The sequence below is a fragment of the Achromobacter sp. 77 genome (genome assembly GCF_020541125.1).
Taxonomy (GTDB): domain Bacteria; phylum Pseudomonadota; class Gammaproteobacteria; order Burkholderiales; family Burkholderiaceae_B; genus Achromobacter; species Achromobacter mucicolens.
Map to the genome: position 1 here is coordinate 2,731,859 of NZ_CP059848.1, position 24,537 is coordinate 2,756,395.

23 protein-coding genes are annotated in these 24,537 nt (G+C 64.8%); 13 read left to right on the top strand and 10 right to left on the bottom strand.

The features are described 5' to 3' along the window. Window positions 1-223: 223 nt before the first annotated feature. A complete protein-coding gene (locus H4P35_RS12645) occupies window positions 224-1,000 on the top strand; it encodes a ferredoxin--NADP reductase (protein WP_056317527.1) in 777 nt (258 codons plus the stop codon). Between the two features lie 99 nt (window positions 1,001-1,099). Here the strand turns inward: H4P35_RS12645 and H4P35_RS12650 are convergent, their stop codons facing one another. Genes H4P35_RS12650 through H4P35_RS12660 form a run of 3 tightly spaced genes read right to left on the bottom strand, consistent with a single transcriptional unit; the run spans window position 1,100 to window position 3,838 of the window. After that, on the bottom strand, window positions 1,100-2,062 hold the full coding sequence (locus H4P35_RS12650; protein ID WP_226849273.1) for a tripartite tricarboxylate transporter substrate binding protein: 963 nt from the start codon (window positions 2,060-2,062) through the stop codon (window positions 1,100-1,102). A gap of 37 nt (window positions 2,063-2,099) precedes the next feature. After that, window positions 2,100-2,483 (bottom strand): hypothetical protein, encoded by a 384-nt coding sequence (locus H4P35_RS12655; protein WP_175155429.1) that lies wholly within the window; start codon window positions 2,481-2,483, stop codon window positions 2,100-2,102. Then, window positions 2,480-3,838, bottom strand: coding sequence for an acyclic terpene utilization AtuA family protein (locus tag H4P35_RS12660; RefSeq protein WP_226849274.1), 1,359 nt, complete (start codon window positions 3,836-3,838; stop codon window positions 2,480-2,482). The genes H4P35_RS12655 and H4P35_RS12660 overlap by 4 nt, the downstream gene beginning before the upstream one ends. 94 nt (window positions 3,839-3,932) lie before the next feature. On the opposite strand from H4P35_RS12660, the gene H4P35_RS12665 reads away from it, so the two are divergent. The 5 genes from H4P35_RS12665 (at window position 3,933) to H4P35_RS12685 (ending at window position 9,146) form a co-directional block, all read left to right on the top strand. Further along, the gene (locus tag H4P35_RS12665; RefSeq protein WP_180099409.1) at window positions 3,933-4,859 is read left to right on the top strand and encodes a LysR family transcriptional regulator; all 927 of its coding nucleotides are present in this window, start codon (window positions 3,933-3,935) and stop codon (window positions 4,857-4,859) included. A 96-nt stretch (window positions 4,860-4,955) separates the two neighbouring features. After that, window positions 4,956-5,342: a Rid family detoxifying hydrolase gene (locus tag H4P35_RS12670; protein ID WP_056317538.1), complete on the top strand. Its 387-nt coding sequence runs from the start codon at window positions 4,956-4,958 to the stop codon at window positions 5,340-5,342. Between the two features lie 39 nt (window positions 5,343-5,381). Continuing rightward, window positions 5,382-7,472, top strand: coding sequence for an ATP-dependent DNA helicase RecG (gene recG, locus H4P35_RS12675; protein WP_128830054.1), 2,091 nt, complete (start codon window positions 5,382-5,384; stop codon window positions 7,470-7,472). 78 nt (window positions 7,473-7,550) lie between these two features. Further along, window positions 7,551-8,501 (top strand): LysR substrate-binding domain-containing protein, encoded by a 951-nt coding sequence (locus tag H4P35_RS12680; protein ID WP_063954940.1) that lies wholly within the window; start codon window positions 7,551-7,553, stop codon window positions 8,499-8,501. 144 nt (window positions 8,502-8,645) lie between these two features. Further along, window positions 8,646-9,146 carry a Dps family protein gene (locus tag H4P35_RS12685; protein WP_056317547.1) on the top strand — a complete coding sequence of 167 codons (501 nt, stop codon included), beginning with the start codon at window positions 8,646-8,648 and terminating at the stop codon, window positions 9,144-9,146. Between the two features lie 103 nt (window positions 9,147-9,249). On the opposite strand, the gene H4P35_RS12690 is transcribed toward H4P35_RS12685, so the two are convergent. Beyond that, window positions 9,250-9,843, bottom strand: a complete 594-nt coding sequence (locus tag H4P35_RS12690; RefSeq protein ID WP_226849275.1) for an alpha/beta hydrolase — start codon at window positions 9,841-9,843, stop codon at window positions 9,250-9,252. Between the two features lie 269 nt (window positions 9,844-10,112). On the opposite strand from H4P35_RS12690, the gene H4P35_RS12695 reads away from it, so the two are divergent. Continuing rightward, complete coding sequence (locus H4P35_RS12695) at window positions 10,113-11,240, top strand: branched-chain amino acid ABC transporter substrate-binding protein (protein ID WP_056317555.1); 1,128 nt, start codon at window positions 10,113-10,115, stop codon at window positions 11,238-11,240. A gap of 115 nt (window positions 11,241-11,355) precedes the next feature. Here H4P35_RS12695 and H4P35_RS12700 read toward each other — a convergent pair whose 3' ends face one another. From H4P35_RS12700 to ugpB, 4 genes are all read right to left on the bottom strand, one after another. Beyond that, the gene (locus H4P35_RS12700; protein ID WP_062841130.1) at window positions 11,356-12,444 is read right to left on the bottom strand and encodes a sn-glycerol-3-phosphate import ATP-binding protein UgpC; all 1,089 of its coding nucleotides are present in this window, start codon (window positions 12,442-12,444) and stop codon (window positions 11,356-11,358) included. A 50-nt stretch (window positions 12,445-12,494) separates the two neighbouring features. After that, window positions 12,495-13,346 (bottom strand): sn-glycerol-3-phosphate ABC transporter permease UgpE, encoded by an 852-nt coding sequence (ugpE, locus tag H4P35_RS12705; RefSeq protein ID WP_056317563.1) that lies wholly within the window; start codon window positions 13,344-13,346, stop codon window positions 12,495-12,497. Between the two features lie 21 nt (window positions 13,347-13,367). Next, window positions 13,368-14,249 carry a sn-glycerol-3-phosphate ABC transporter permease UgpA gene (ugpA, locus tag H4P35_RS12710; protein WP_152384377.1) on the bottom strand — a complete coding sequence of 294 codons (882 nt, stop codon included), beginning with the start codon at window positions 14,247-14,249 and terminating at the stop codon, window positions 13,368-13,370. A gap of 241 nt (window positions 14,250-14,490) precedes the next feature. Beyond that, a complete protein-coding gene (gene ugpB / locus H4P35_RS12715; protein ID WP_128829267.1) occupies window positions 14,491-15,804 on the bottom strand; it encodes a sn-glycerol-3-phosphate ABC transporter substrate-binding protein UgpB in 1,314 nt (437 codons plus the stop codon). Window positions 15,805-16,324: 520 nt separating this feature from the next. Between ugpB and H4P35_RS12720 the strand changes: the two genes are divergently transcribed. The 6 genes from H4P35_RS12720 to H4P35_RS12745 all read left to right on the top strand — a co-directional run bounded on the left by H4P35_RS12720 (window position 16,325) and on the right by H4P35_RS12745 (window position 22,265). Further along, a complete protein-coding gene (locus H4P35_RS12720; protein ID WP_180099412.1) occupies window positions 16,325-16,879 on the top strand; it encodes a queuosine precursor transporter in 555 nt (184 codons plus the stop codon). A gap of 452 nt (window positions 16,880-17,331) precedes the next feature. Next, on the top strand, window positions 17,332-18,447 hold the full coding sequence (locus H4P35_RS12725) for a high-affinity branched-chain amino acid ABC transporter substrate-binding protein (RefSeq protein ID WP_063954948.1): 1,116 nt from the start codon (window positions 17,332-17,334) through the stop codon (window positions 18,445-18,447). Window positions 18,448-18,638: 191 nt separating this feature from the next. Then, window positions 18,639-19,565 (top strand): high-affinity branched-chain amino acid ABC transporter permease LivH, encoded by a 927-nt coding sequence (gene livH, locus H4P35_RS12730; protein WP_056317577.1) that lies wholly within the window; start codon window positions 18,639-18,641, stop codon window positions 19,563-19,565. After that, the gene (locus tag H4P35_RS12735; RefSeq protein ID WP_180099413.1) at window positions 19,565-20,800 is read left to right on the top strand and encodes a high-affinity branched-chain amino acid ABC transporter permease LivM; all 1,236 of its coding nucleotides are present in this window, start codon (window positions 19,565-19,567) and stop codon (window positions 20,798-20,800) included. Before livH ends, H4P35_RS12735 begins: the two co-directional genes overlap by 1 nt. Further along, window positions 20,797-21,564, top strand: a complete 768-nt coding sequence (livG, locus tag H4P35_RS12740) for a high-affinity branched-chain amino acid ABC transporter ATP-binding protein LivG (RefSeq protein ID WP_062841126.1) — start codon at window positions 20,797-20,799, stop codon at window positions 21,562-21,564. The genes H4P35_RS12735 and livG overlap by 4 nt, the downstream gene beginning before the upstream one ends. Further along, window positions 21,564-22,265: an ABC transporter ATP-binding protein gene (locus tag H4P35_RS12745; RefSeq protein WP_056317588.1), complete on the top strand. Its 702-nt coding sequence runs from the start codon at window positions 21,564-21,566 to the stop codon at window positions 22,263-22,265. Before livG ends, H4P35_RS12745 begins: the two co-directional genes overlap by 1 nt. Window positions 22,266-22,322: 57 nt before the next feature. On the opposite strand, the gene H4P35_RS12750 is transcribed toward H4P35_RS12745, so the two are convergent. Both H4P35_RS12750 and H4P35_RS12755 read right to left on the bottom strand, forming a co-directional pair. Beyond that, window positions 22,323-23,012: an aspartate/glutamate racemase family protein gene (locus H4P35_RS12750; protein WP_370638978.1), complete on the bottom strand. Its 690-nt coding sequence runs from the start codon at window positions 23,010-23,012 to the stop codon at window positions 22,323-22,325. A 70-nt stretch (window positions 23,013-23,082) separates the two neighbouring features. Next, window positions 23,083-24,534: an amidohydrolase family protein gene (locus tag H4P35_RS12755; RefSeq protein WP_226849276.1), complete on the bottom strand. Its 1,452-nt coding sequence runs from the start codon at window positions 24,532-24,534 to the stop codon at window positions 23,083-23,085. Window positions 24,535-24,537 lie beyond the last annotated feature (3 nt).

Sequence of the window (24,537 nt, forward strand, 5' to 3'; positions counted from 1 at the left end):
GAAGCATTGCGCCGTTCAACTGCTCGTAAGCCGTCTCTGCAAGACGTTGATCCCCGTCAACTTGGAATAAGGGTATTACGGAATAATGAGAGCAGTTATCAACGAGACCTTGTAGAATAGGGACAACCCTAATGCCGACCGCGGCCTTTTTTTGCGGCTCGGAATGACCTTCGCGGCGCAGCCGGGCCCCGTCCGACCACCGTCCGCCCTTACTGAATACGACATGGCTGCTTTCAACACAGAGCGCGTACTTAGCGTGCACCACTGGAACGACACCCTGTTTTCCTTCACCACGACGCGTGACGCGGCCTTGCGGTTCCACAATGGCCACTTCGTGATGATCGGCCTTGAAGTCGAAGGCAAGCCGCTGCTGCGGGCCTACAGCATCGCCAGCGCCAACTACGAAGAAAACCTCGAATTCCTCAGCATCAAGGTGCAGAACGGCCCGCTCACTTCGCGCCTGCAGCACCTGAAAGAGGGCGACACCATCCTCGTCAGCCGCAAGCCCGTCGGCACGCTGGTCGTCGACGACCTCAAGCCTGGCAAGCATCTGTTCCTGTTCGGCACCGGCACCGGCCTGGCGCCCTTCATGAGCATCATCAAAGACCCGGACGTCTACGAACGCTTCGACAAGGTGATTCTGGTGCACGGCGTGCGCTGGGTCAGCGAGCTGGCCTACGCCGACTACATCGAGAACGAACTGCCGAACAACGAATTCTTCGGCGATATCGTGCGCGACAAGCTGGTGTACTACCCCACCGTCACGCGCGAGCCTTTCCGCAATCAAGGCCGCATCACCGAACTGCTTGAAAACGGCAAGCTCTGCGCTGACATCGGCATTCCGCAGATCAACCCCGAAACCGATCGCGCCATGATCTGCGGCAGCCCGCACATGCTGGCCGACATCAGCGCCATGCTCGACAGCCGCGGCTTCACGGTGTCGCCGGGCGTGGGCCAGCCGGGAGACTACGTCGTCGAACGCGCCTTCGTGGACAAATAAGCCAGACGGCTTCCGTTCACGGCTTCAACAAAAAACCCATCGCGCATCGCGATGGGTTTTTGTTTTGGCGTGAAGCGGCAACGCCGCGCCTGGCGGGAATCATTCGGGCTGAATGCCGGCCTTCTTGATGATCTCGCCCCACTTCTTGGACTCGGCTTGCTGGAACGTGGCCAGTTCCTCGGGCGACGAGCTGGCGGCGTCCGTGCCGGTCTGCGCATAGAACTGTTGCGCGGCCTTGGCCTTGGTGGCATTGACCAGCAGTTCGTTCAGGCGCTTGACCACGTCGGGCGGGGTGCCGGCCGGCGCGTAGGCGGCGAACCAGTAGCCCATTTCGTAGCCGGGCACGCCGGCTTCCGCGATGGTGGGCACGTCGGGCGCCAGCGGCGAGCGGGCCGTGCCCGTGACGCCCAGCGCGCGAAGCTTGCCGGACTTGACCTGCGGCAGACCCGTGGCCGTGTCGGTGATCATCATGTCGATCTGACCGCCCAGCAGGTCGGTAACCGCGAGCGGGTTGCTCTTGTACGGCACGTGCAGCAGTTGCACATTGGCCATCTGCTGCAACAGCTCACCGGCGATGCGGCTGCTGGAGCTGCCGCTGCCAAAGCTCAGCTTGCCCGGCGACTGCTTGGCCTGCGCCAGGAAGTCGCCCACCGTCTTGGCGGGCGAACTGGGGTTGACCACCATGATCTGCCCGCCCTTGCCCAGCAGCGTGAGGGGCGCGAAATCCTTGACGGGATCGTAGGTCAGCGACTTGTACAGGTGCTCGTTGGCCGCGTGCGTGGTGTTGGTGGTGATGAGCACGGTATAGCCATCGGGCGTTGCACGGGCGCCGGCGGCCGCGCCGATCATGGCGCTGGCGCCGGGCTTGTTCTCGATCACGACCGCCTGGCCGGTCTGCTCGGTGACGCCCTGGCCGATGGCCCGGCCGATCTGGTCGGTCGCGCTGCCGGCCGCGAACGGCACGATGAAAGTGATGGGCTTGGCGGGAAATTGCGCCATGGCCGAGAAGGGCAGGGCGGCGGCCAGCAGCAGGGCCAGCCGGCCCTTGGTAGCGATGCGCATGTATGTCTCCTGTGGTGTTTTTTTATCGGAACTGAAATCAGGCGACCGCGGGACGGTCGCCGGGTATGTCTGGCAGCCGGCTCGCCAGCTCGGGGCTGACCTCCACCGTCATGTCCAGCAATCTGAAAGACAGGCTCTTGCCGTGGGTGTCCAGATTCAGCGCGTCGTTGACGCCGCCATCCAGCACACCTTCCAGCACAAAGTTCATGGCATTGAGCATCGGCAGCGCATAGCGCGTCACGCGTTTCGGGTGGCGGTAAGCGAACCATTGCGCCACGCGCGATTCGGTCACTTGCGCGGTCAGCACGTCAAAGCATTCGGGGTCCCAGGCGATGAGGCTCAGATTCGAGATATCGCCCTTGTCCCCGGAGCGGCTGTGAGCCAGCCGGTACAGCGGCACGGCGAGCAAGGTCTGGTTCATGGCGCGATCTCCTCCAGGAAGGTCCAGCCGCTCTTTACGGCCTCGCGGGGAATGGTGCAGGACATCATGTTCAGGCGCGGGCGCAGGGCGGTGCGAACGCCGCCGCCGCCCGCCGGCCCGCAGGTGTAGAGCGCGGTCACTTCGCGCAGCACGCGTTCGGCTTGCGCGCGGTCGGCGTTTTCAGTGGCCAGCCGCAGCCGCACGTCGCGGGCATGGCTATCGGCAAGCGCGCGGCGCATCTCGCCGGCGTCGTCGCCCAGGATGCTGATGGCGCCAATCAGGTCCGCCCGCAGCTTGAAATCCGCGCCCAGGCGCTTCTGGACGATGTCGGCCGCCAAGCGGGCGCGCGCCTCGGCCTGCACGCCTGCATACGAGATTTCCGCTTCGGCCAGCCAGCCGCCGCGATAGCAGACGTTCACCTTCAGTTCCGCCGGCCGCGCGTGGCCGGTGATGCCATGAACGGCGACCCGATTGCCGCCCAGCTCGACCACGTGCGCCTGGCTCAGGTCAGCCACCACGTCGGGCGTCAGGTAGCGCGCCGGATCGTGCACTTCATAAAGCAGTTGTTCCTTCACCGTGCGCGCATCGACCGCGCCGCCCGTGCCGTCGGCCTTGCCGATCACGAACTCGCCGTCGGCCTGGATCTCGGCGATCGGGAAACCGGCCGCGTGTACGTCGGGAACCTCTTTCAGCCCCGGGACGCAGAAGTAGCCGCCGGTGACCTGCAGTCCGCATTCCAGCATGTGGCCCGCCATGGTGGCGCGGCCCAGACGCGGCCAGTCGGCCGGATCCCAGCCGAAATGCGCCAGCGCCGGGCCGAGCGTCAGCGAAGGGTCCGCCACGCGGCCGGCGACCACGATCTGCGCGCCGGCGGCCAGCGCCTCGGCGATTTCGGTGGCGCCCAGGTATGCGGTGGCGCTGACGATGTCCAGGCCGTCCAGCGCCGCACCCAGGCGCTGCGCCAGCAGGTCGCGGTGTTCGGCGCCGTTTAGCGCGTCGCCGTGCACCACCGCGATACGCGGCACGGGCAGGCCCTGTTCGCGCGCCAGTTCGGCGATACGCCGCGCGGCGGCGGGCGGATTGGCCGCGCCGAAATTGCTGACGATGTTGATGCCGTGGCGCAGGCAATCGGCCAGGACCGGCCCCACCAGCTCGTCCAGCAGCGGTTCATAGCCGCGGTTCGGGTCGTCGTTGCGAGCCAGCTGCGCCAGCGCCAGCGTGCGTTCGGCCAGCGTCTCGAAGATCAGCGTGCCGCCGCCTTGGGCGGCCAGGGTGCGGACCACGGCCGCGGCGCCATCGCTGCGGTCGCCGGAAAATCCGGAGGCGCAGCCGATGAGCAAGGGAGTTTGAGACATGAGCAGTCCAGGCGCGTTCAGGGTTGGGACGACTATAGGCAAGGCACGATCATCCGTAAAATAGAAAAATCGGATCAATTAATACAAGAAACCCATGAATCTATCGTCCCGCCAATTGCGCGCCTTCGTGGCCCTGGCCGATGAACGGCACTTCACGCGCGCCGCGCAGCGCTGCCACCTGACGCAGCCCGCGTTCAGTGCGCTGATCCGGTCGCTGGAAGACGCCGCCGGCGTGCGGCTCTTTGATCGCAACACGCGGCACGTGGAGCTGACTGCCGAAGGCCGTGTGCTGGATGCGACCGCGCGCCGCCTGCTGGCGGACATGGACCTGGCAATGGGCGACCTGCGCGACCTGGCGGACCGGCGCCGGGGCAGGGTAACGCTGGCCGCGCTGCCGTCGCTGGCGGCGGGTTGGCTGCCCGATCTGCTGGCGCGGTTCCAGCAGGATCACCCGGGCATCGTGCTGGATCTGCGCGATGCCTTGCTCGATCCGTGCCTGGACATGGTGCAAAGCGGCGTGGCCGATTTTGCCGTGGCCTCGCGGCGGCCGGACATGACGGATCTGGACAGCGAATTCCTGCACGCGGACCGCTACTTTCTGGTGTGCCGCGCGGACCATCCCCTGGCTGGCCAGCCGCGCGTGCGGCTGCGCGACGTGCTGCGCCATCCCATCATCCAGCTTGCGCGCGGCAGCAGTGTGCGCAAACATCTGGACGAAGCATTGGGCGCCGAGGCGCCGTTGCCGGTTTTCGAGGTTGAACACCTGGCGACCGTCACGGGCCTGGTGCGCGCAGGACTTGGCGTATCGGTCGTACCCGCCATGACGCTTTTTCATTTCCGCAGCGCCGATCTGCGTATCGTGCCGCTGGCGGGCCGCGCGTTGACGCGGCCGCTTTACCTGGTGCGCCGCAAGGGCCGCAGCCTGTCGGTGGCGGCGCAGGCGCTGGCCGATCTGCTGATCGCGCATCGGGGCGATATCGGCGGCGCCGGTCATCCGGCGGGTGCGCCGGATCAGACCTAGGCCATCTTTACGGCAATCCGCCACTTTCGCAAACGTCTATTGCTGATTAAACTTCGATAGTTGTAGCTTCTATCCGTCACCAGAAGGATTCCGCCCATGAGCAAGCAAATCATTCATACCGACAGCGCGCCTGCCGCCGTTGGCCCTTACTCGCAAGCGGTTGCCGTCAGCGGCACCAAGACTGTCTACCTATCGGGCCAGATTGGCCTGGAGCCCGGCACCGGCGACCTGGTCTCTGAAAACTTCGACGCGCAGGTGCGTCAGGCATTTGCCAACATGCAGGAAGTCATCAAGGCTGCAGGCGGCACGCTGGACAACGTGGTCAAGCTCACGCTGTTCCTGACCGACCTGGGCAAGTTCACGGCGGCCAACGCCATCATGGCCGAGATCATCCCGCAGCCGTTCCCGGCGCGTTCGACGATCGGCGTGGCCAGCCTGCCCAAGGGCGCCCAGTTCGAAGTCGAAGCGATCATGGTCCTGTAAGGCGCGCCCGGACGTTTCATACCAGGGGTTCGTTCCTACATGCCGGCCGCAGCTGTGGCCTCCAAACGTACCGGCGCCGACAAGAACGGCGCCGGCAAAGCGATGACGGATACGGAGCGCAAGCTTCGTAACCTGGGCTTGGTGCTGCCCGAGGATTTCGTGCTGCACCTGCCGCTGCGCTACGAAGACGAAACGCGCGTCATCCCGATTAGTTCGCTTCGCCCGGGCTTTGCCGGCCAGGTTGAAGGCGAGATCACCAAATCCGAGGTCCTGTACCGGCCGCGGCGCCAACTGACCGCGACCTTGGCGGACGACAGCGGCGAACTGCAATTGCGCTGGCTGAACTTCTACCCCAGCCAACAGAAACAAGTCACGGTTGGGAAACGGCTGCGCGCCCGGGGCGAAGTGCGCGGCGGGTTGTTCGGACGCGAGATGGTGCATCCGCGGCTGACCAACGCCGATTCGCCCCTTCCGACGGCCCTGACGCCCGTCTACCCCACCACTGAAGGATTGCCGCAGCCGGCGTTGCGGCGCGCCATCGCGCAGGCGCTCAATACCGCGGACCTGTCCGACACCCTTCCGGATGAGGCGCGGGCCCGCTACGACCTGCCGCCCTTCGAGCCCGCCATCCGTGCGCTGCACACGCCTGCGCAGGGCGAATCCGAACAGGCCTTGCTGGATCGCGTGCACCCGGCGTGGCGGCGGATCAAGTTCGACGAATTGCTGGCGCAGCAGCTGTCGCTTGCTGCCGCCCGCGCGGCGCGCCGCATCAAGGAAGCCGAGTCGCTGCCGGCGCAGAACGGGGCAGGGGGCCTGGTCGCCCGGTTGTACGAAACGCTGCCGTTCAAGCTGACCGGCGCGCAGCAGCGTGTCGTGCAGGAGATTTCGGCGGACCTTGCCAAGCCCTATCCCATGCATCGCCTATTGCAGGGCGACGTGGGCAGCGGCAAGACCGTCGTGGCCGCCATCGCGGCCGCGCAGGCCATTGCAGGAGGCGCGCAGGTGGCGCTGATGGCGCCAACGGAAATCCTGGCCGAGCAGCACTTTCGCAAGCTGGTGTCCTGGCTGCAGCCGCTGGGCGTGAATGTCGCGTGGCTGAGCGGCAGCCTTTCGGCCAAGGCCCGCCGGGAAGCCGCCGCTGCGGCAGCTGACGGCAGCGTGCAGCTTGTCGTCGGCACGCAGGCGCTGATCCAGGACCATGTCGAATTCCACCGGTTGGGCCTGTCCATCGTCGACGAGCAGCATCGCTTCGGCGTGGGCCAGCGCCTTGCCCTCACGCGCAAGGGCGAAACTGTGCGCGGCCGCATCGTGCCGCATCAGCTCAACATGAGCGCCACGCCCATTCCCCGCACGCTGGCCATGACGTTCTTCGCGGATCTGGACGTGTCCGTGATCGACGAGCTGCCGCCCGGACGCAGTCCCGTGGTGACCAAGCTGGTCTCCGACGCGCGCCGGGAAGAGGTCATTGCCCATATCGCGCAGGCGGCGCGCGGCGGCCAGCAGGCCTATTGGGTCTGTCCGCTGGTCGAGGAAAGCGAGGCCCTTGAACTGCAGACCGCCGTCGACACCTACGAGGGCATGCGCGCCGACCTGCCGGACCTGCGGATCGGACTGGTCCACGGCCGCCTGCCGCAAGCCGAGAAGGCCTCGGTGATGCAGGCTTTCCGCGACGGCGAGATCGATCTGCTGGTCGCCACGACCGTCATCGAAGTCGGGGTCGACGTGCCCAATGCGTCGTTGATGGTGATCGAACACGCCGAGCGCTTCGGCCTTGCCCAGCTGCATCAGTTGCGCGGGCGGGTGGGGCGCGGCACGGCCGAGTCCGTTTGCGTATTGCTCTACCAGACGCCGCTTTCCCAGGTTGCCCGAGAACGCCTGCGCGCCATGTTCGAGACGTCCGACGGCTTTGAGATCGCGCGGCGCGACCTTGAACAGCGCGGTCCCGGCGAATTTCTGGGAACGCGCCAATCCGGCATGGCGCTCCTGCGCTTTGCGGACCTGGAAACCGACGCCGCGATTGCCGAAGACGCGCGCGATGCCGCCGTGTGGCTGCGCGCCGAGCATCCAGACGCCGTCCAGGCCCATCTGGCCCGCTGGATGCGCGGCCGCGAAGACTTCCTGCGGACCTGACATGCGGCCCGACAGTCACCTTGAATCCTCTACCGCCGGCCTCGGAGCCGGCGCATAACCCCGGGGGCGTAGTCCACCATGACTCTCACCGAACTGAAGTACATCGTCGCCGTCGCCCGCGAGCGGCACTTCGGCCGCGCGGCCGAGGCCTGTTTCGTCAGCCAGCCGACGCTGTCCGTGGCCATCCGCAAGCTGGAAGACGAATTGGGCGTGACTCTGTTCGAGCGCGGCGGCTCCGAGGTCGGGGTGACGCCCATCGGCCAGCGCATCGTCGCGCAGGCGCAGAAGGTGCTGGAAGAAAGCGCCAGCATCAAGGAGATCGCCCGGCAAGGCCACGACCCGCTGGCCGGCCCGCTGCGCGTTGGCGTCATCCACACCATCGGTCCGTACCTGCTGCCCAAGCTGGTGCCCGTGCAGATCGGGCGCACGCCGCAGATGCCGCTGCTGCTGCAGGAAAACTTCACGGTGCGGCTGGTGGAACTGCTGCGCCAGGGCGAAATCGATTGCGCCATCATGGCCTTGCCGTTGCCCGAAGCCGGCCTGGTCATGCAGCCGCTCTACGACGAGCCCTTCGTCGTGGCGGTGCCCAACGACCATGAACTGGCCAAGCGCAAGGCCATCGACGCCCAGGATCTGAAGCAGCAGACCATGCTGCTTTTGGGCAGCGGCCATTGCTTCCGCGATCAGGTGCTTGAAGTCTGTCCCGAACTGTCGCGCTTCTCGGCGGCCAGCGACGGCATCCAGCGTACCTTCGAAGGCTCTTCGCTCGAAACCATTCGCCACATGGTCGCGGCCGGGATCGGCGTCACCGTGCTGCCCGTGACCGCCGTGCCCGAGCACCCGCCCGCCAACAGCCTGTTGCGCTACCTGCCGTTCGAGGGGCATGTGCCCGAGCGCCGCGTGGTGCTTGCCTGGCGGCGCAGCTTCCCGCGTCTGGCGGCGATCGAGGCGCTGGCGCAGGCCGTCTATGAATGCGATCTGCCGGGCGTGAAGATGCTGGCCGGCGAAGCGGCCGCGGTGCAGGATTGAGCGGCGGCGTCCGTCAGTGCGCGGCGCGTCTTTGCGCCGCGTCAATCGGTCGCAGGCCATATTGAGAACGGCTCTGCCGCAACAACCGTTCTGTCGTGTTTGCAGTGGTATTCTTATTTCCGCCTTTTTCCATAGGAGCTAGCAATGGCCAAGTCCACCAAGAAGACCTCGAGCGTTCCGCGCATCAACATCGGTATTTCGGACAAGGACCGCGCCGCGGTTGCCGGTGAACTGTCCAAGTTGCTGGCCGATTCGTACACGCTGTACCTGATGACGCACAACTTCCACTGGAACGTCACGGGGCCCATGTTCAACACGCTGCATCAGATGTTCATGACGCAGTACACCGAAGAATGGACCGCGCTGGACAGCATCGCCGAGCGTATCCGCGCGCTGGGCCACTACGCGCCGGGTACTTACCGCGAATACGCCAAGCTGTCCTCGATCGCCGAGCCGGACTCGGTGCCGGACGCGCTGGAAATGGTGCGCCTGCTGGTCGACGGCAACGAATCGGTCGCCAAGACCGCGCGCGCTGCCTTTGAAAAGGCCGACGCCGCCAACGACCAGCCCACGGCCGACCTGCTGACGCAGCGTCTGGACGTGCACGAAAAGAATGCGTGGATGCTGCGCAGCCTGCTGCAGTAATCCGATGGCCGTTTTCCCGTCACGGGGAGGCGGCCGTCGCGATACGCGCCAATATATTGGCCGCCCTGATCGGGCGGCCATTTTTTTGCTTGCGCGGTTTGCGTCAGAAGTCGTACAGCGGCACGGGCGGAATGCGCTTGGGCGGCGGGGGAATCCGCCAGGATGCCCGGCGTCGAAGCGCCCCGAGCAGCTTCAATCCCTGCGGCCAGTCGGCGAGTCCGCTTTCGGCATTGATATGGCCCGCGCCAGCCAGCACGACGATGCGGCTGCCCCAGTCCGCGGCGAACGCATGCGCGCGTTCCAGCGTGCAATAGGGGTCGTCGTCGCTGGCCACGACCACGCTTTGAAAGGAGAGCGGCTGGCGTGCGATGGGCGCGAAGCCGCGCAGGCACGCCGGGGTGTCCGGGCGTTCCACGTCGGCGGGCGCGACCAGCAGCGCGCCGGCGACCTTGGCGCGCAGCGGCACCGGCAGCGAAGCGCTGATCAGGCAGCCAAGGCTGTGGGCCACGAGCAGGACCGGACTGCGGGCTTCGTCCACCTCGGCCGTCAGACGGGATATCCAATCGGCCGCGCAGGGGTTTTCCCAGTCGTGCTGCTCGATCCGCCGGGCGTTTGGCAACAGGGCCTGCCACCGGGATTGCCAGTGATCGGGACCGGAGTTTTTCCAGCCCGGGACGATTATCGGTTGGAGTCTCATGCGGCACATGATGCCGCCGCGCGTTAGTAACTCAAACGAATTAATGGTCTTTTGCATATACGGCGTTTGGAATAAGCCGAGGTGCCTCGCAGCATGCCGCAGTGCATCACAAAACCGCGGAAAACCCTGCGCAAACCCGGCCAAAAGCCGCGATATTTCAGTGTATGCTTGCCGTGCAAATGCACCCGCCAACGGGCATGACATCTACGTTATCCGGCCGTCAGCCCGTTGATGGATCAACGATTACAAGTCATTCGAGGAGTCCACTCATGAAGCCAGTATTCCGTCTGACCCCGGTCATCGCAGCGCTGGGCGTCGCCGCTGGTTTGACGTTTGGCGCGGCCGCGCACGCGCAGACCATCAAGATCGGCGTCGTCGGCCCCACCACCGGTGCGGTCACGCAGTATGGCGATATGGTCCGCGAAGGGGTCGATACCGCGGTCGAGCGCATCAACGCCGCCGGCGGCGTCAACGGCAAGAAGCTGGAAACCGTGGTGATCGACGACGGCTGCGAACCCAAGCAGGGTCCCAACGCCGCCAACCGCGTCGTCAACAGCAAGATCGGTTTCGTCGTGGGCCACGTGTGCTCGGGCGCCACCATCGCCGCCGCCGACATCTACAACAACGAAGGCGTGGTCATGGTCACCCCGTCGGCCACGTCGCCGGCCCTGACCGACGGCAAGAACTACGAGTTCATCTTCCGCACCATCGGCCGCGACGACCAGCAGGGCCCCGCCGCCGCCAAGTTCATCCTGGACAAGATCAAGCCCAAGAAGGTCGCCGTGCTGCACGACAAGCAGTCGTATGGCCAGGGCATCGCCACCGCGGTCAAGAACGACCTGGAAAAGGGCGGCGTGACCGTCGCCGTGTTTGAAGGCATCAACGCCGGCGACAGCGACTACTCGGCAGTCATCACCAAGCTCAAGAGCCAGGGCGTGGACTTCGTCTATTACGGCGGCTACCACCCCGAAATGGGCCTGCTGCTGCGCCAGGCGGCCGAGCAGGGCGTGAAGGCCAAGTGGATGGGTCCGGAAGGCACGGGCAACCCGGACATCAACGCCATCGCGGGCGACGCCGTCGAAGGCATGCTGCTGACGCTGCCGGCCGACTTCACGCAGAACGCCGCCAACGCCGACATCGTCAAGGCGTTCCAGGCGAAAAAGCGCAATCCCAGCGGCGCTTTCCAGATGACGGCCTACGCCGCCACGCAGGTCATCGCGGACGGCATCAAGGGCGCGGGTTCCGACGATCCGACCAAGGTCGCCAAGTACCTGCATGCCAATTCCTTCGATACGCCGATCGGCAAGGTGTCGTGGAACAAGCAGGGTGACCTGACGAACTTCGAGTTCGACGTGTTCACCTGGCACAAGGACGGCTCCAAGACCGTCTACAAGTAAAGCGCAGTGTGGCGGGCCGCTACCGGCCCGCCGCAAAAAAACCGGGCCGCAAGCGATCTGCTTGCGGCCCGGTTTGTTATTGCGCCTCAGGGGCAGGGGGCAGAGGCCCCGCCGCTTACAGTCCCTGGACGCGGCGGCCGGTGTCGGCCTCGAACCAGTGCAGCGGATGGCGGCCGTCCGGGCCCACGTTGACCTGCATGCCGACCTTGGCGGACGACTCGGACAGCTGGCGCGTCGTGCAGCGCACGACCAGCGTGCTCTTGCCGCAGCGGCAGTGCACAAGCTGTTCCGAACCCAGTGTCTCGACCATTTCGACTTCGGCGGGGATGCCCTGCGTGTTCAACAGCATGTGCTCGGGGCGCATGCCCATGATGACCTTGCGGCCGCGAACCTGCGAAGGCACCTGCAGCGGCGAGATCTCGAGCTGGTTGCCGTCGGCGGTCTGCACAGTGCCGTCGCCGGACACCTGGACTTCCATGAGGTTCATGGGCGGCGAGCCGATGAAGCCGGCCACGAACGTCGACGCGGGCTTTTCGAAGACTTCCATCGGGGTGCCGATCTGCTCGGGCACGCCCTGGTACATGACGATCATGCGGTGCGCCAGCGTCATGGCCTCGACCTGATCGTGCGTCACGTACAGGCTGGTGGTGCCCAGGCGGCGGTGCAGCTTCATGATTTCAAGGCGCATCGCCACGCGCAGCTTGGCGTCCAGGTTGGACAGCGGCTCGTCGAACAGGAACACCTTGGGTTCGCGCACGATGGCGCGGCCCATGGCCACGCGCTGGCGCTGGCCGCCCGAGAGGGCGCGCGGACGGCGGTCCAAGAGGTGTCCCAGTTCCAGGATCTGCGCGGCGGCGTCGACGCGCTTCTTGATTTCATCCTTGGAGAACTTGCGGATCTTCAAGCCGTAGGCCATGTTCTCGAACACGGTCATGTGCGGGTAGAGCGCGTAGTTCTGGAACACCATCGCGATGTCGCGCTCGGCGGGTTCCAGCGTGTTGACGACCTTGTCGTCAATGACGATGTCGCCGCTGGTCACGGTTTCCAGGCCGGCGACCATGCGCATCAGCGTGGACTTGCCGCAGCCCGAGGGGCCGACGATGACGATGAATTCGCCATCCTTGACATCCATGTCGATGCCATGGATGACCGGCACGTTGCCGGCGTAGGTTTTCTTGACGTTGCGGAAGCTGAGAGTAGCCATGAGTTATTCGTGTTCAGAGTCGTGTTCGGGTGGGCGCGGGTGGGGCGGCGTTACTTCTCAGTGTCGACCAGACCCTTGACGAACCATTTCTGCATCAGGATGACGACCAGCGCCGGCGGGATCATCGCGAGCATGGCGGTGGCCATGGTGATGTTCCATTCGGTCACGCTGTCGCCGCCGCTGATCATCCGCTTGATGCCGATGACGACGGGATACATGTCTTCCTGCGTGGTAACCAGCAGCGGCCACAGGTATTGGTTCCAGCCGTAGATGAACTGGATCACGAACAGTGCGGCGATGCTGGTCTTGGACAGGGGCAGCAGCACGTCGCGGAAGAACCGCACGGGCCCCGCGCCGTCGATGCGGGCGGCCTCGATGAGCTCGTCCGGCACCGTCAGGAAGAACTGGCGGAACAGGAACGTGGCCGTGGCCGACGCGATCAGCGGCAAGGTCAGGCCCGCATAGCTGTTGAGCAGGCCCAGATCGGCCACGACCTTGTAGGTGGGCGCGATGCGGACTTCGACCGGCAGCATGAGCGTGACGAAGATCATCCAGAAAAAGAACATGCGGCCGGGGAAGCGGAAGTACACGACCGCGAATGCCGACAGCAGCGAGATCGCGATCTTGCCGATCGAGATTGCCAGCGCCATGATCAGGCTCACGTACATCATGCGGCCCACGGGCGCGCCGGACGACCCGCCCGACGAGCCGCCGAAGAGGGCCTTCATGTAGTTGTCCACGAAGTGCGGACCGGGAATCAGGGACATCGGCGCTTGAGCGACTTCCTGCGCGGTCTGGGTGGACGCGACGAAAGTGACGTAGAGCGGAAATGCCACCATCGCCACGCCGCAGAGCAGAATGACGTGGGCCAGAATATCCAGCCAGGGACGGCGTTCAACCATTGTTATCAGCCTCGAACAAAATCAGTACTGCACTTTGCGGTCGACGTAGCGGAACTGCACGACCGTCAAGGCAACCACAATGAACATCAGGACGACGGACTGGGCGGCGGACGAACCGAGGTCCAGGCCGCGGAAGCCGTCGCTGTACACCTTGTAGACCAGGATCGAGGTCGACGTGCCGGGCCCGCCCTGCGTCGTCGTGTCGATCACGGCGAAGGTGTCGAAGAATGCATAGATGATGTTGACCACCAGCAGGAAGAACGTGGTGGGCGACAGCAGCGGGAAGACGATGGTCCAGAAGCGGCGCGCGGGGCTGGCGCCGTCGATGGCGGCGGCTTCGATCAGCGAGCGCGGGATCGATTGCAGGCCGGCCAGGAAGAACAGGAAGTTGTACGACACCTGCTTCCAGACCGCGGCGACGATCACCAGGACCATGGCCTGGTTGCCGTCAAGGCGCGGGTTCCAGTCCACGCCCGACTTGCGCAGGGCTACGGCCAGGATGCCGACGGAAGGCGAAAACAGGAACAGCCACAGCACCCCGACGACGGCGGGCGCCACGGCATACGGCCAGATGAGCAGGGTCTTGTAGAGCCCGGCGCCGCGGATCACGCGATCGGCCATCACGGCCAGCACCAGCGACACGCCAAGGCCCACGCCGGCCACCAGCACCGAGAACACGGCGGTGACGCGGAACGAATCCAGGTAGGCCTGTTGCGAGAACAGGTCCATGAAGTTGTCCAGGCCGACGAATTGCGAGGACAGACCGAAGGGATCTTCAAGGCGCATGGACTGCCACATGGCTTGTCCGGCGGGCAGGAAGAAGAACACCACGGTAATGATCAGCTGCGGCAGGAGCAGCAGATAGGGCAAGGTCTTGTGCCCGAATACAACGCGTTTTTCCATAGGGGGAACCCAAGGTACAGAAAAGCGGCGGTTGAAATAACCGCCGCCTGAAACCGCCAGCGCGCGTGCCGCGCGTGGCGCCCGGAGCCCGAAAGCACCGGCACTCATAAAAACACGATAGGCTTAAAGCCCCTTAAAAACCAGGGCTTTAAGCCTCGTTTGTCCTTGTCGCAACAGGGTCCTTGTCACGGCATGGAAAATGCCGATTGACAAGGCGGCGGTCAAGCCGCGCGAAAGGGCGTTACTTTACACTCTTCTCGAACTTTTCCAGCAGCTCGTTGCCGCGCTTGACGATGTTCTCGGCGCCGTCCTTGGGGGCAACCTTGCCCGAGACGATGCGTTCGATTTCAGCGTCCTCGATCTCGCGGATCTGGGGCAGGAAGCCCAGACGCAGACCGCGCGATTGGGCGGTGGTTTCGACGTTCAATTGCTTGACGCCCACTTCGGTGCCCGGGTTCTTGTCGTAGAAGCCTTCCTTCTTGGTCAGCTCGTACGCGGCCTTGGTGACGGGCACGTAGCCGGTCTGCTGGTGCCAGCGGGCGGCGATTTCGGGGCTGGCCAGGAACTTGAAGAACGCGGTCACGCCCTTGTAGGTTTCGGGCTTCTTGTTGGCGAAGACCCACAGCGAGGCGCCGCCGATGATGGTGTTCTGCGGCGCGCCTTTCACGTCGGCGTAGTAGGGCAGCGTGGAGGTGCCGAACTCGAACTTGGCGTTCTTGGCGATGTTGGCGCGCAGGCCGGACGAACCGGTGATCATGGCGCACTTGCCGCTGATGAACAGCGAGTTGGGCTCGTCGCCGCGGCCGCCGTACATGAAGATGCCTTCCTTGCCGAGCTTGGCGAGGTTCTCGAGGTGGCGCACGTGCAGCGGGGTGTTGATGGCGATGCGCGCATCCAGGCCGCCGAAGCCGTTGTCCTTGGTGGCGTACGGCACGTTATGCCAGGCCGAGAAGGTCTCGAGCTGGGTCCAGGACGGCCACGACGTGGTGTAGCCGCATTCCTGGCCAGCGGCCTTCAGCTTCTGGCCGGCGGCGGCCAGTTCTTCCCAAGTCTTGGGGGGATTGTCGGCGTCCAGGCCAGCCTTCTTGAAGGCGTCCTTGTTGTAGTAGAAGACGACGGTCGAGCTGTTGAACGGCATCGACACCAGCTTGCCGTCGGCCGACGAGTAATAGCCGGCCACGGCGCCGATGAATTCCTTCGGATCGATCGGGTTGCCGGCTTCTTCGGACATCTGCTGCACCGGCTTGATGGCGCCCTTGGCGTACATCATGGTGGCGGTGCCGACTTCAAAGACCTGCAGGATGTCCGGGGCGTTGCCGGCGCGGAACGCGGCGATGCCGGCGTTCATGGATTCACCGTAGTTGCCCTTGTAGATGGCCTTGACCTGGTAGTCGGGGTTCTTCTTGTTGAATTCGTCGACCAGGCCGTTGACGCGGTCGCCCAGAGCGCCTTCCATCGAATGCCAGAACTGGATCTCGGTGGCTGCTTGCGCGGAAGCGCCGGCGAAAGCCGTCATGATGGCGGCAAAGGTCAGTGCAATACGATGGGATCGCATAAAAGGTTCTCCAGTTGGGCGTGTTGCGAACGGGTTGTCCGGCCGCATGAAACACGACACCTTATGAATTGTTTGTGACAAAACCGTGACTTTCACATCCCTACAAACGCCTGTCAAATTGCGCGTTTTAGGCGCGAACGAACATTTTGCGATTCCTTGTGCAGGGAGCCGACCGTTTACAATCGCCGCCTATGGAAAACGAACTTTCGATTGCGTTCATTGGCGATGGCTGCGGGACGGCCGCGCGGGCCTCGCGGCAGGCCCGCAGAGTATGCGCCGCCAGGGGCGTTCATGTCATTGACATTAACCAGGATGCGCGGGCACCGCGGCCATGCGGGACGCGCATCGCGCGCGCCTTTGCCAGCGGGTCCGCACGCATCGCGCGTGGCGTGTTCGCGGCCGCGACTCGGAACATGCCAGGTGTTGTGGCCAGGACACGTCAATGTGGGCAAGAAGGGGCCGTGAAAGGCCGTTCGGCGGGCGGTCGCCGTCAGCCGCGGTGCGCGCCGGAGTGCGCGCGATGACCACGGCCGCCGCGCGCTTTCCCGCCATGACCCGCCTGCAGTTCGGCATCTCGGTGCTGTGCATGCTGGCCGTGGTGGTCGGCTCCAACATCCTGGTGCAGGTGCCGCTTAACGATTGGCTCACGTGGGGCGGGCTGTCCTACCCGGTAGCTTTCCTGGTCACCGACGTCTTGAACCGCCGCTTTGGTCCGGCCGCGGCCCGGCGTGTGGTGTGGTTCGGCTTTGCCGCCGCGCTCGCGGTGTCGGTGTGGGTGGCGTCTCCCCGCATCGCGCTGGCGTCGGGATTGGCCTATATATGTGCGCAGCTTGTCGATATTCAGGTGTTCGACCGCCTGCGCGACCAGCGTTGGTGGCGCGCGCCGCTGGCGTCGGGCGTGCTGGGCGCCATCCTGGATACGGCCGTGTTCTTCAGCGTGGCGTTCGCGGCCACCGGCGCGCCCTGGGTAACGTGGATGCTGGGCGACCTGGCCATCAAGCTGGTCGTCAATATCAGCATGCTGGCGCCGTTCCGGGCGTTGATGTGGAATCTGGCAAGGCCCGCGAACGCCTGATTGCCCCTGTTTTTGCTCTTGAAGCCGCGCGTTCCTGGCTGCCTGCAGCGCAGGACGCGCGGTTTTTATTAATGACCGCGAGTATTAATTGATGCGGTCGTAGTAAGTCCTGCGTAAGGACTGTATTTAAATATGCGATTAAACGCCGTATTAATGATTTTTCATATAAACCGGCAAGCATAAATCCCAGCGAAACGCCAGCCAAGTTTGCCGCCGGAATTGCGATTTCTCCATTGATTTCACGCCTTTACGCGGCCTATGCGTCACGATTAAATGCCGCGCGTGAAATATTGGGGATTACACGCAGTGACAGTATGACGGCTTGCTTTCAGAATACCGGCCACACCGTGTTTTTGCCCAAGAAGCCGGCGACGGGCAATGCGGACATAGGGGTACTCTCCCGATAAACCGTGTTGGACAGAGCCGCTCAAAACCTCGCTGGAGAACTCCGCATGAAGTTTCTGAATCGCCTTACCCCGGTAGCCATGGCGCTTGGGGCACTTGCCTTGGCTGGCGCCGCGCACGCCGCCGACACGATCAAGATCGGCATTCCCCAGCCCATGACCGGTCCCAACACGCAATACGGCGACCAGATCCAGGCCGGCGCGCTGACCGCCATCGAAACCATCAATGCCAAGGGCGGCGTCAAGGGCAAGAAGCTCGAACCCATCCTGATCGACGACGGCTGCGAACCCAAGCAGGCCGTGCCTGCCGCCAACCGCGTGGTCAACTCCGGCGCCAAGTTTGCCGTGGCCCATGCGTGCTCGGGCGTCACGGTTGCCGCCGTGAAGGTCTACGAGGAAGAGGGCATCGTCGGCATCACCCCGGGCGCCACGTCGCCCCTGGTCACCGACACCATCAAGCCGCATTTCTTCTTCCGCACGATCGGCCGCGACGACCAGCAAGGTCCGTACGCCGCCAGCTACATCGCCAAGACGCTCAAGCCCCAGAAGGTCGCCGTGCTGCACGACAAGCAGACCTACGGTTCGGGCGTGGCCACGCAGGTCAAGGACGCGCTGGCCAAGCAGAACGTCAACGTCGCGCTGTTCGAAGGCATCAACGTCGGTGACAGCGACTACTCGGCCATCATCACCAAGCTCAAGTCGGCTGGTGTCGATCTGGTGTATTTCGGCGGCTACCACCCCGAGCTCGGCCTGTTGCTGCGCCAGTCGCGTGAACAGGGCCTGAAGGTCCAGTTCATGGGTCCGGAAGGCACGGCCAACCAGGACCTGGTGGCAATCGCCGGCCCGGCCATCGAAGGCCTGCTCGTGACGCTGCCCGCCGACTTCACCAAGCTGCCGGGCAACGAAAGCATCGTCAAGGCCTTCAAGGACGCCAAGCGCGATCCGGACGGCGCCTTCCAGATGCCGGCCTACGCCGCGGTCCAGATCCTGGCCGACAGCATCAACGCCGTTGGCGAAGATCCCGCCAAGGTTGCCGACTACATGCACAAGACCACCTTCAATACCGGCATCGGCAAGGTCGAATACGATGCCAAGGGCGATCTGAAGGACTTCGAGTTCGCTGTCTATAAATGGGACAAGGACGGAAAGAAGACCCAGCTGTAAACTCGCGATCCCGCCGGCGTGTTGCCGGCGTGTAGGGCCTGCCGTCTCCGTCTTGCCGAAATCCGCGTAGCGATGCGCCAAAAGCGCTGTGCGGCCGGCAAGGCGGCGACGACAGGCCCTTATAAAATACGCCCAGGTTTCCGGCTCCGGGTCTCTCTACCGGGGCCGGAACCATTTGGAGCAATAGAATCATGTCTGATCTCATACCCCAACTGACCCAGCAATTCTTCAACGGATTGTCCCTGGGAGCGATCTATGCGTTGATCGCCATCGGCTACACAATGGTCTACGGCATCATCGGTATGATCAACTTCGCCCACGGCGAAATCTATATGATCGGCGCCTATGTGGGCCTGGTCACCTTGACGGCCATCGGCACCAATAGCGGATTGCCGACCCCCTTCATCATCGCGGCCATGCTGCTCGTGGCCATCACGGTCACCGGCATCTACGGCTTTTCGGTCGAGCGCGTGGCGTATCGTCCGGTGCGCGGCAGCCCCCGGCTGGTGGCGCTGATCTCCGCCATCGGGATGTCGATCTTCCTGCAGAACTGGGTGGCCCTCGGGCAGGGCGCGCGCGACATGGCCGTGCCTTCGCTGGTGTCCGGCGCCGTGCAGTTCCACATGGGATCGGACTTCGACGTGACGGTGCCGTATTCGCGCATCATGATCATCGTGGTCACCGTGGTGCTGATGATCGGGCTGACGCTGTTCATCAAGTACTCCCGCATGGGCCGCGCCTCGCGAGCCTGCTCGCAGGACATGCACATGGCCAATCTGCTGGGCATCGACACCAACCGCGTGATCTCGTTCACGTTCGTGATGGGCGCGATCCTGGCGGCGGTGGGCGGCGTGCTGATCGCCATCACCATCGGCAAGCTCAATCCCTTCATCGGCTTTCTGGCCGGCATCAAGGCCTTCACGGCGGCGGTGCTGGGCGGTATCGGCAGCATTCCCGGCGCCATGCTGGGCGGCGTGCTGCTGGGCCTGGCCGAGACCTTCGCGGCCGCATACATCTCGTCGCAGTACAAGGACATCGTGGCGTTTTCGCTGCTGGTCCTGATTCTGCTGTTCCGTCCCACCGGGCTGCTGGGCAAACCTGAGGTGGAAAAAGTCTGATGTCGACCAACAATCTCAAAAACGCCACGATGGCGGCCGTGCTGACGGCGGTCATCGTCACCCCGGTCTTTGGCCTGCAGCTCATCCGCCAGGGTGCGCGCACGTCGATGGAGTCGAACTGGTCGCTGGTGGCGCTGGCCGCCGCCGTGGTGTTCGTCTTCCAGCTGCTGCGGCCCTGGCTGGCCATTCCGTTCAAAAAGCTCAAGACCAGCCTGCCGACGCTGTCCTCGGCCCCGGCCAGGAACCACAAGCCGCTGATGATCTTGCTGCTGGCCATCGCGGTGATCTGGCCGTTCTTCGCGGGGCGCAGCTCCGTGGACATCGCCACGCTGGTGCTGATCTACGTGATGCTGGGCCTGGGCCTGAACATCGTGGTGGGTTTTGCGGGGCTGCTGGACCTGGGCTTCGTGGGCTTTTACGCGGTGGGCGCCTATACCTACGCACTGCTCTACCACTGGGGCGGCTGGAGCTTCTGGGAAGCGCTGCCGTTTGCCGGCGCCATGTCCGCGCTGTTCGGCTTTGTGCTGGGCTTTCCCGTGTTGCGGCTGCGCGGCGACTACCTGGCCATCGTGACGCTGGGTTTCGGTGAAATCATCCGTCTGCTGCTGATCAACCTGAATACGGTCACCGGCGGTCCGGACGGGATTTCCGGTATCCCGAAGCCCACGTTCTTCGGCTTGGAAATGACGCGCCGCGCCAGCACCGAGGGCGACACGACATTCCACGACTTCTTCGGGCTGACGTTCCAGAACCAGGACATGGTCATCTATCTGTACATGATGGCGCTGCTGCTGGCGCTGGTGACGCTGTTCGTGTCCACGCGCCTGATCCGCATGCCGGTCGGCCGCGCCTGGGAGGCGCTGCGCGAGGACGAGATCGCCTGCCGTTCGTTGGGCCTGAACCCCACGCGCATCAAGCTGTCCGCGTTCACGCTGGGCGCCATGTTTGCCGGCTTTGGCGGCGCGTTCTTCGCGGCGCGGCAGGGCATGGTAAATCCGGAGTCCTTCACGTTCATCGAATCCGCGCTGATCCTGGCGATCGTGGTGCTGGGGGGCATGGGTTCTCAGGTAGGCGTGATCCTCGCTGCCATCCTGCTGACCGTGCTGCCCGAACTGGCGCGCGAGTTCGCCGAATACCGGATGCTGATGTTCGGTCTGGTGATGGTGTTGATGATGATGTGGCGTCCGCAGGGGTTGTTGCCCATGAAGCGTCCCCACGTGGAGCTGGCTAAATGAGCGAGGCATTGCTGAAAGTATCCGGCCTGACCATGCGGTTCGGCGGCCTCCTGGCCGTCGATAGCGTGGGTTTCGAGGTCATGACCGATGAGGTCTTTGCCATCATCGGCCCGAACGGCGCCGGCAAGACCACCGTCTTCAACTGCGTGGGCGGGTTCTATGCACCCACCGCCGGCGAGATCATCATGGACGGCAAGCCCATCACGGGTCTTGCCAGCCACAAGGTGGCGCGCCACGGCCTGGTGCGCACGTTCCAGAACGTGCGCCTGTTCAAGCAGCTCACGGTGCTGGAAAACCTGCTGGTTGCGCAGCACACGCAGGTCGAATCGCGCCTGTTGCCGGGGCTGCTCAAGACCAAGGGCTATCGCCAGTCCGAATCCGAGGCGCTGTCCCGCGCGGCGCAGTGGCTGGACTTCATGGGCTTGCGGGAATTCGCCAACCGCGAAGCCGGCAATCTGGCCTACGGCCACCAGCGGCGCCTGGAGATCGCGCGCTGCATGATCACCAAGCCGCGCCTCTTGATGCTGGACGAACCCGCGGCGGGTCTGAATCCGCAAGAAAAGCGCGACCTGCAATCGCTCATCGACCAGCTGCGGCGCGAGTTTGGCGTTGCAGTGCTGCTGATCGAGCACGACATGAGCCTCATCATGGGCATTTCGGACCGGATTCTGGTCATGGAACACGGCAAGCCCATCACGACCGGCACCCCAGATCAGGTGCGCAACGACGAGCGCGTCATCAAGGCGTATCTGGGGGAGGAATGATGCTCAAGCTGGAAAACATACACACCTTCTACGGCGCCATCCAGGCATTGAACGGCGTGTCGGTCGACGTGAACAAGGGCGAGATCGTCACGCTGATCGGCGCCAACGGCGCGGGCAAGACGACGCTGCTGATGACGGTCTGCGGCAATCCGCGTGCGCGCGAAGGCAAGATCACGTTCGAAGGCGAAGACATCACGAACAAGGACACGCACCACATCATGCGCAGTGGCATCGCCATTTCGCCTGAAGGCCGTCGCGTGTTCAAGGACCTGACCGTCGCCGAGAACCTGATGATGGGCGGCTTCTTTTCCAAGCGCGACGAGATCGAGGCGGGCATCGACCACGTCTACGGCTTGTTCCCGCGCTTGAAAGAGCGCGCCAGCCAGCGCGCCGGCCTGATGTCGGGCGGCGAGCAGCAGATGCTGGCCATCGGCCGCGCGCTGATGACCCGGCCGCGCCTGCTGTTGCTGGACGAACCGACGCTGGGCCTGGCCCCGCTGGTGATCGCCCAGATCTTCGACATCATCCGCGAGATCCGGGAGCAGGGCGTGACCGTGTTCCTGGTCGAGCAGAATGCGAACAAGGCGCTGGGCGTGGCGGACCGCGGCTACGTGCTGGAAAACGGCCGCGTGGTCCTACAGGACACCGGCGCCAATCTGCTGGTCAACGATCAGGTCCGCAAGGCTTACCTGGGCGGTTGACCTCTTCCCCGCGAAGGAAGTGGGCGCATCGAAAGATGCGCCTTTTTTTTGCTGCCCTTACGCCGCGATCCGTTCCGCGGGCTGGTCGGCCTGGTAGTGCGCGATGGCGGCGCGGGCCAGGGCGTCGATGGAGTCGGTGAGGGTCACGCCCAGGCTGGGGCGCAGGGCGTGTGGCACGGCCAGGGGCAGTTCCGTGCAGCCCAGGACGACGGCGTCGGCGCCGCGCGCCTTCAGGCGGGCGATGCATTCGGCGGCGGGGGCGAAGGCGTCTTCGAGCTGGTTGCCCTTGACCGCGCGGATCGAGCCCATGCAGAAGCGTTCGACTTCGTCGTCGTCAGGCACGATGCACTCGTAGCCCTGGGCTTCGAGGTGCCGCTGGTACAGGCCAAGCTTCAGCGTGGCGGCGGTGCCCATCAGGCCGATGCGGCCGCGGGGCAGGCCCAGACGGCGCAGGTCTTCGATGACCGCCTCGATGATGTGCAGCACCGGCACGCCGGTGGACGCGGCGATCTCGTCGAACCACAGGTGGGCGGTGTTGCACGGGATGGCGATGAGCCGGGCGCCGGCCTGTTCCAGGAAGCGCACGCCGTTGACCATGTGGGGCAGCGGATTTTCGCCGCCGGCCATGTAGGCGCTGGACCGGTCGGGAATGCGGGGATCGTTGCGCAGCAGGGTCGGAATGTGTTGCTGGTCAACCGTGGCGGGCGTCAGCGCCGCCAGGCGGAGGGCAAAGGCCGCGCCGGCCATGGGCCCCATTCCGCCCAATACACCCAGGTAGCAGCCCTGGGAAAACGTCTTCACTTTAAGTACTCCGTGCTCATGCTTGACCGGGCGACAGGACCTGACCCGGGCGTTCGGCGCCGGTCCGTTCCCCGTCCCAGACCTGCCTGCCGTTGACCCACACGGCGTGGATGCCCCGGCTTGCCTGAATGGGCGCTGAAAAAGTGGCCACGTCGGTGACGGTGGCGGGATCGAACAGCACCAGGTCAGCATGATACCCCTCCCGCAGCAGGCCGCGCCCGGCCACGCCGTATTGGTGGGCCGCCAACCCCGTCATCTTGTGGATGGCCGACTCCAGGGACAACAGGTTCTGCTCGCGCACCATCGTGCGCAGGACGTTGGTGAAGGTGCCCCACTGGCGGGGGTGCGGATGGGGATCGAAGGGCAGCCCGTCCGAGCCGACCATGGTCAGCGGATGGGCAAAGATGCGGTTGACGTCGGCGGGATCCATCAGGAAGTAGATGGCGCCGGCCGGGGCCAGGCGGGCCACGGCGCCCTCGTCGTCCAGGCCCAGTTCGGCCATCACTTCGCTGAAGTCGCGGCCCGTCGCTTCGGGGTAGCCCTTGGACCAGGTGATCATCGTCCGGCTGGCAAGCCGCGCGCGATCGAGCCGCAGCATGGTGGAGGTGGCGGGGTAGGGGTGGCAGTCCAGGCAGACGGGCTGCGAGGCTGCGGCGCGGCTGATGAGGTCCAGCGTTTCGCGGGTGCGCCCATGGTTGCGTTCGCCCGCCAGCTTGTGGTGCGAAAACACGACGCGGCAATCGATTTCGCGACCGATGTGCAGCGCCTCTTCGATGGCCGGCACGATGTGATCGGCCTCGTCGCGCAGGTGGGTGGCATAAATGCCGGCGCGGCCGCGCAGCGGCTGGCACACGTCGACGATCTCGTCCGTGGGCGCGGCGCTGGCCGGCGGATAGAAGGTGCCGGTGGATACACCGAAGGCGCCGGCGTCCAGCGCTTCCTGCATGAGTTCGCGCATGGCGGCGCGTTCCGCGTCGTTGGCAGCGCGCGATGTGTCGTCCATGACGGCGACGCGCAAGGTGGTGTGGCCCACCAGTGGAATCACGTTGACTGCGGCGGGCGTGTCGCGCAGCGCGTCCATCCAGGACCGGAAGGTGCCAAAGCGAAAGAGCGACGGCGGGCCCAGCAGGTCCAGCGGCTGCGGGATCTGCGTGCGCGCCAGGGGCGCCAGGCTGATCCCGCAGTTGCCGGTGACGACCGTCGTGATGCCTTGCGACACCTTGGGCAGCATGTCGGGATGGGCCAGCAGATACCCGTCGTCGTGGGTGTGCGAGTCGATGAAGCCCGGCGCCAGGACCAGGCCCCGGCCATCGATGACCGGCGCGCCGGCGGGATGGGCAAAGCTGCCCACCGCCTCGATGCGCCCGCCGCGCACGGCCAGGTCGCCGGCGGTGGCGGGCCCGCCCGATCCGTCGATGAGCGTGGCGCCCGCGACGATGAAGTCAGCCTGCAAGGTGTCTGCCGTCATGAA

What these genes read in the sequence shown, in the direction of transcription:
- H4P35_RS12645 (WP_056317527.1), top strand. Translation starts at nt 224, where the DNA reads ATGGCTGCTTTCAACACAGAGCGCGTACTTAGCGTGCACCACTGGAAC.
- H4P35_RS12650 (WP_226849273.1), bottom strand. Translation starts at nt 2,062, where the DNA reads ATGCGCATCGCTACCAAGGGCCGGCTGGCCCTGCTGCTGGCCGCCGCC.
- H4P35_RS12655 (WP_175155429.1), bottom strand. Translation starts at nt 2,483, where the DNA reads ATGAACCAGACCTTGCTCGCCGTGCCGCTGTACCGGCTGGCTCACAGC.
- H4P35_RS12660 (WP_226849274.1), bottom strand. Translation starts at nt 3,838, where the DNA reads ATGTCTCAAACTCCCTTGCTCATCGGCTGCGCCTCCGGATTTTCCGGC.
- H4P35_RS12665 (WP_180099409.1), top strand. Translation starts at nt 3,933, where the DNA reads ATGAATCTATCGTCCCGCCAATTGCGCGCCTTCGTGGCCCTGGCCGAT.
- H4P35_RS12670 (WP_056317538.1), top strand. Translation starts at nt 4,956, where the DNA reads ATGAGCAAGCAAATCATTCATACCGACAGCGCGCCTGCCGCCGTTGGC.
- recG (WP_128830054.1), top strand. Translation starts at nt 5,382, where the DNA reads ATGCCGGCCGCAGCTGTGGCCTCCAAACGTACCGGCGCCGACAAGAAC.
- H4P35_RS12680 (WP_063954940.1), top strand. Translation starts at nt 7,551, where the DNA reads ATGACTCTCACCGAACTGAAGTACATCGTCGCCGTCGCCCGCGAGCGG.
- H4P35_RS12685 (WP_056317547.1), top strand. Translation starts at nt 8,646, where the DNA reads ATGGCCAAGTCCACCAAGAAGACCTCGAGCGTTCCGCGCATCAACATC.
- H4P35_RS12690 (WP_226849275.1), bottom strand. Translation starts at nt 9,843, where the DNA reads ATGAGACTCCAACCGATAATCGTCCCGGGCTGGAAAAACTCCGGTCCC.
- H4P35_RS12695 (WP_056317555.1), top strand. Translation starts at nt 10,113, where the DNA reads ATGAAGCCAGTATTCCGTCTGACCCCGGTCATCGCAGCGCTGGGCGTC.
- H4P35_RS12700 (WP_062841130.1), bottom strand. Translation starts at nt 12,444, where the DNA reads ATGGCTACTCTCAGCTTCCGCAACGTCAAGAAAACCTACGCCGGCAAC.
- ugpE (WP_056317563.1), bottom strand. Translation starts at nt 13,346, where the DNA reads ATGGTTGAACGCCGTCCCTGGCTGGATATTCTGGCCCACGTCATTCTG.
- ugpA (WP_152384377.1), bottom strand. Translation starts at nt 14,249, where the DNA reads ATGGAAAAACGCGTTGTATTCGGGCACAAGACCTTGCCCTATCTGCTG.
- ugpB (WP_128829267.1), bottom strand. Translation starts at nt 15,804, where the DNA reads ATGCGATCCCATCGTATTGCACTGACCTTTGCCGCCATCATGACGGCT.
- H4P35_RS12720 (WP_180099412.1), top strand. Translation starts at nt 16,325, where the DNA reads ATGACCACGGCCGCCGCGCGCTTTCCCGCCATGACCCGCCTGCAGTTC.
- H4P35_RS12725 (WP_063954948.1), top strand. Translation starts at nt 17,332, where the DNA reads ATGAAGTTTCTGAATCGCCTTACCCCGGTAGCCATGGCGCTTGGGGCA.
- livH (WP_056317577.1), top strand. Translation starts at nt 18,639, where the DNA reads ATGTCTGATCTCATACCCCAACTGACCCAGCAATTCTTCAACGGATTG.
- H4P35_RS12735 (WP_180099413.1), top strand. Translation starts at nt 19,565, where the DNA reads ATGTCGACCAACAATCTCAAAAACGCCACGATGGCGGCCGTGCTGACG.
- livG (WP_062841126.1), top strand. Translation starts at nt 20,797, where the DNA reads ATGAGCGAGGCATTGCTGAAAGTATCCGGCCTGACCATGCGGTTCGGC.
- H4P35_RS12745 (WP_056317588.1), top strand. Translation starts at nt 21,564, where the DNA reads ATGCTCAAGCTGGAAAACATACACACCTTCTACGGCGCCATCCAGGCA.
- H4P35_RS12750 (WP_370638978.1), bottom strand. Translation starts at nt 23,012, where the DNA reads ATGGCCGGCGCGGCCTTTGCCCTCCGCCTGGCGGCGCTGACGCCCGCC.
- H4P35_RS12755 (WP_226849276.1), bottom strand. Translation starts at nt 24,534, where the DNA reads ATGACGGCAGACACCTTGCAGGCTGACTTCATCGTCGCGGGCGCCACG.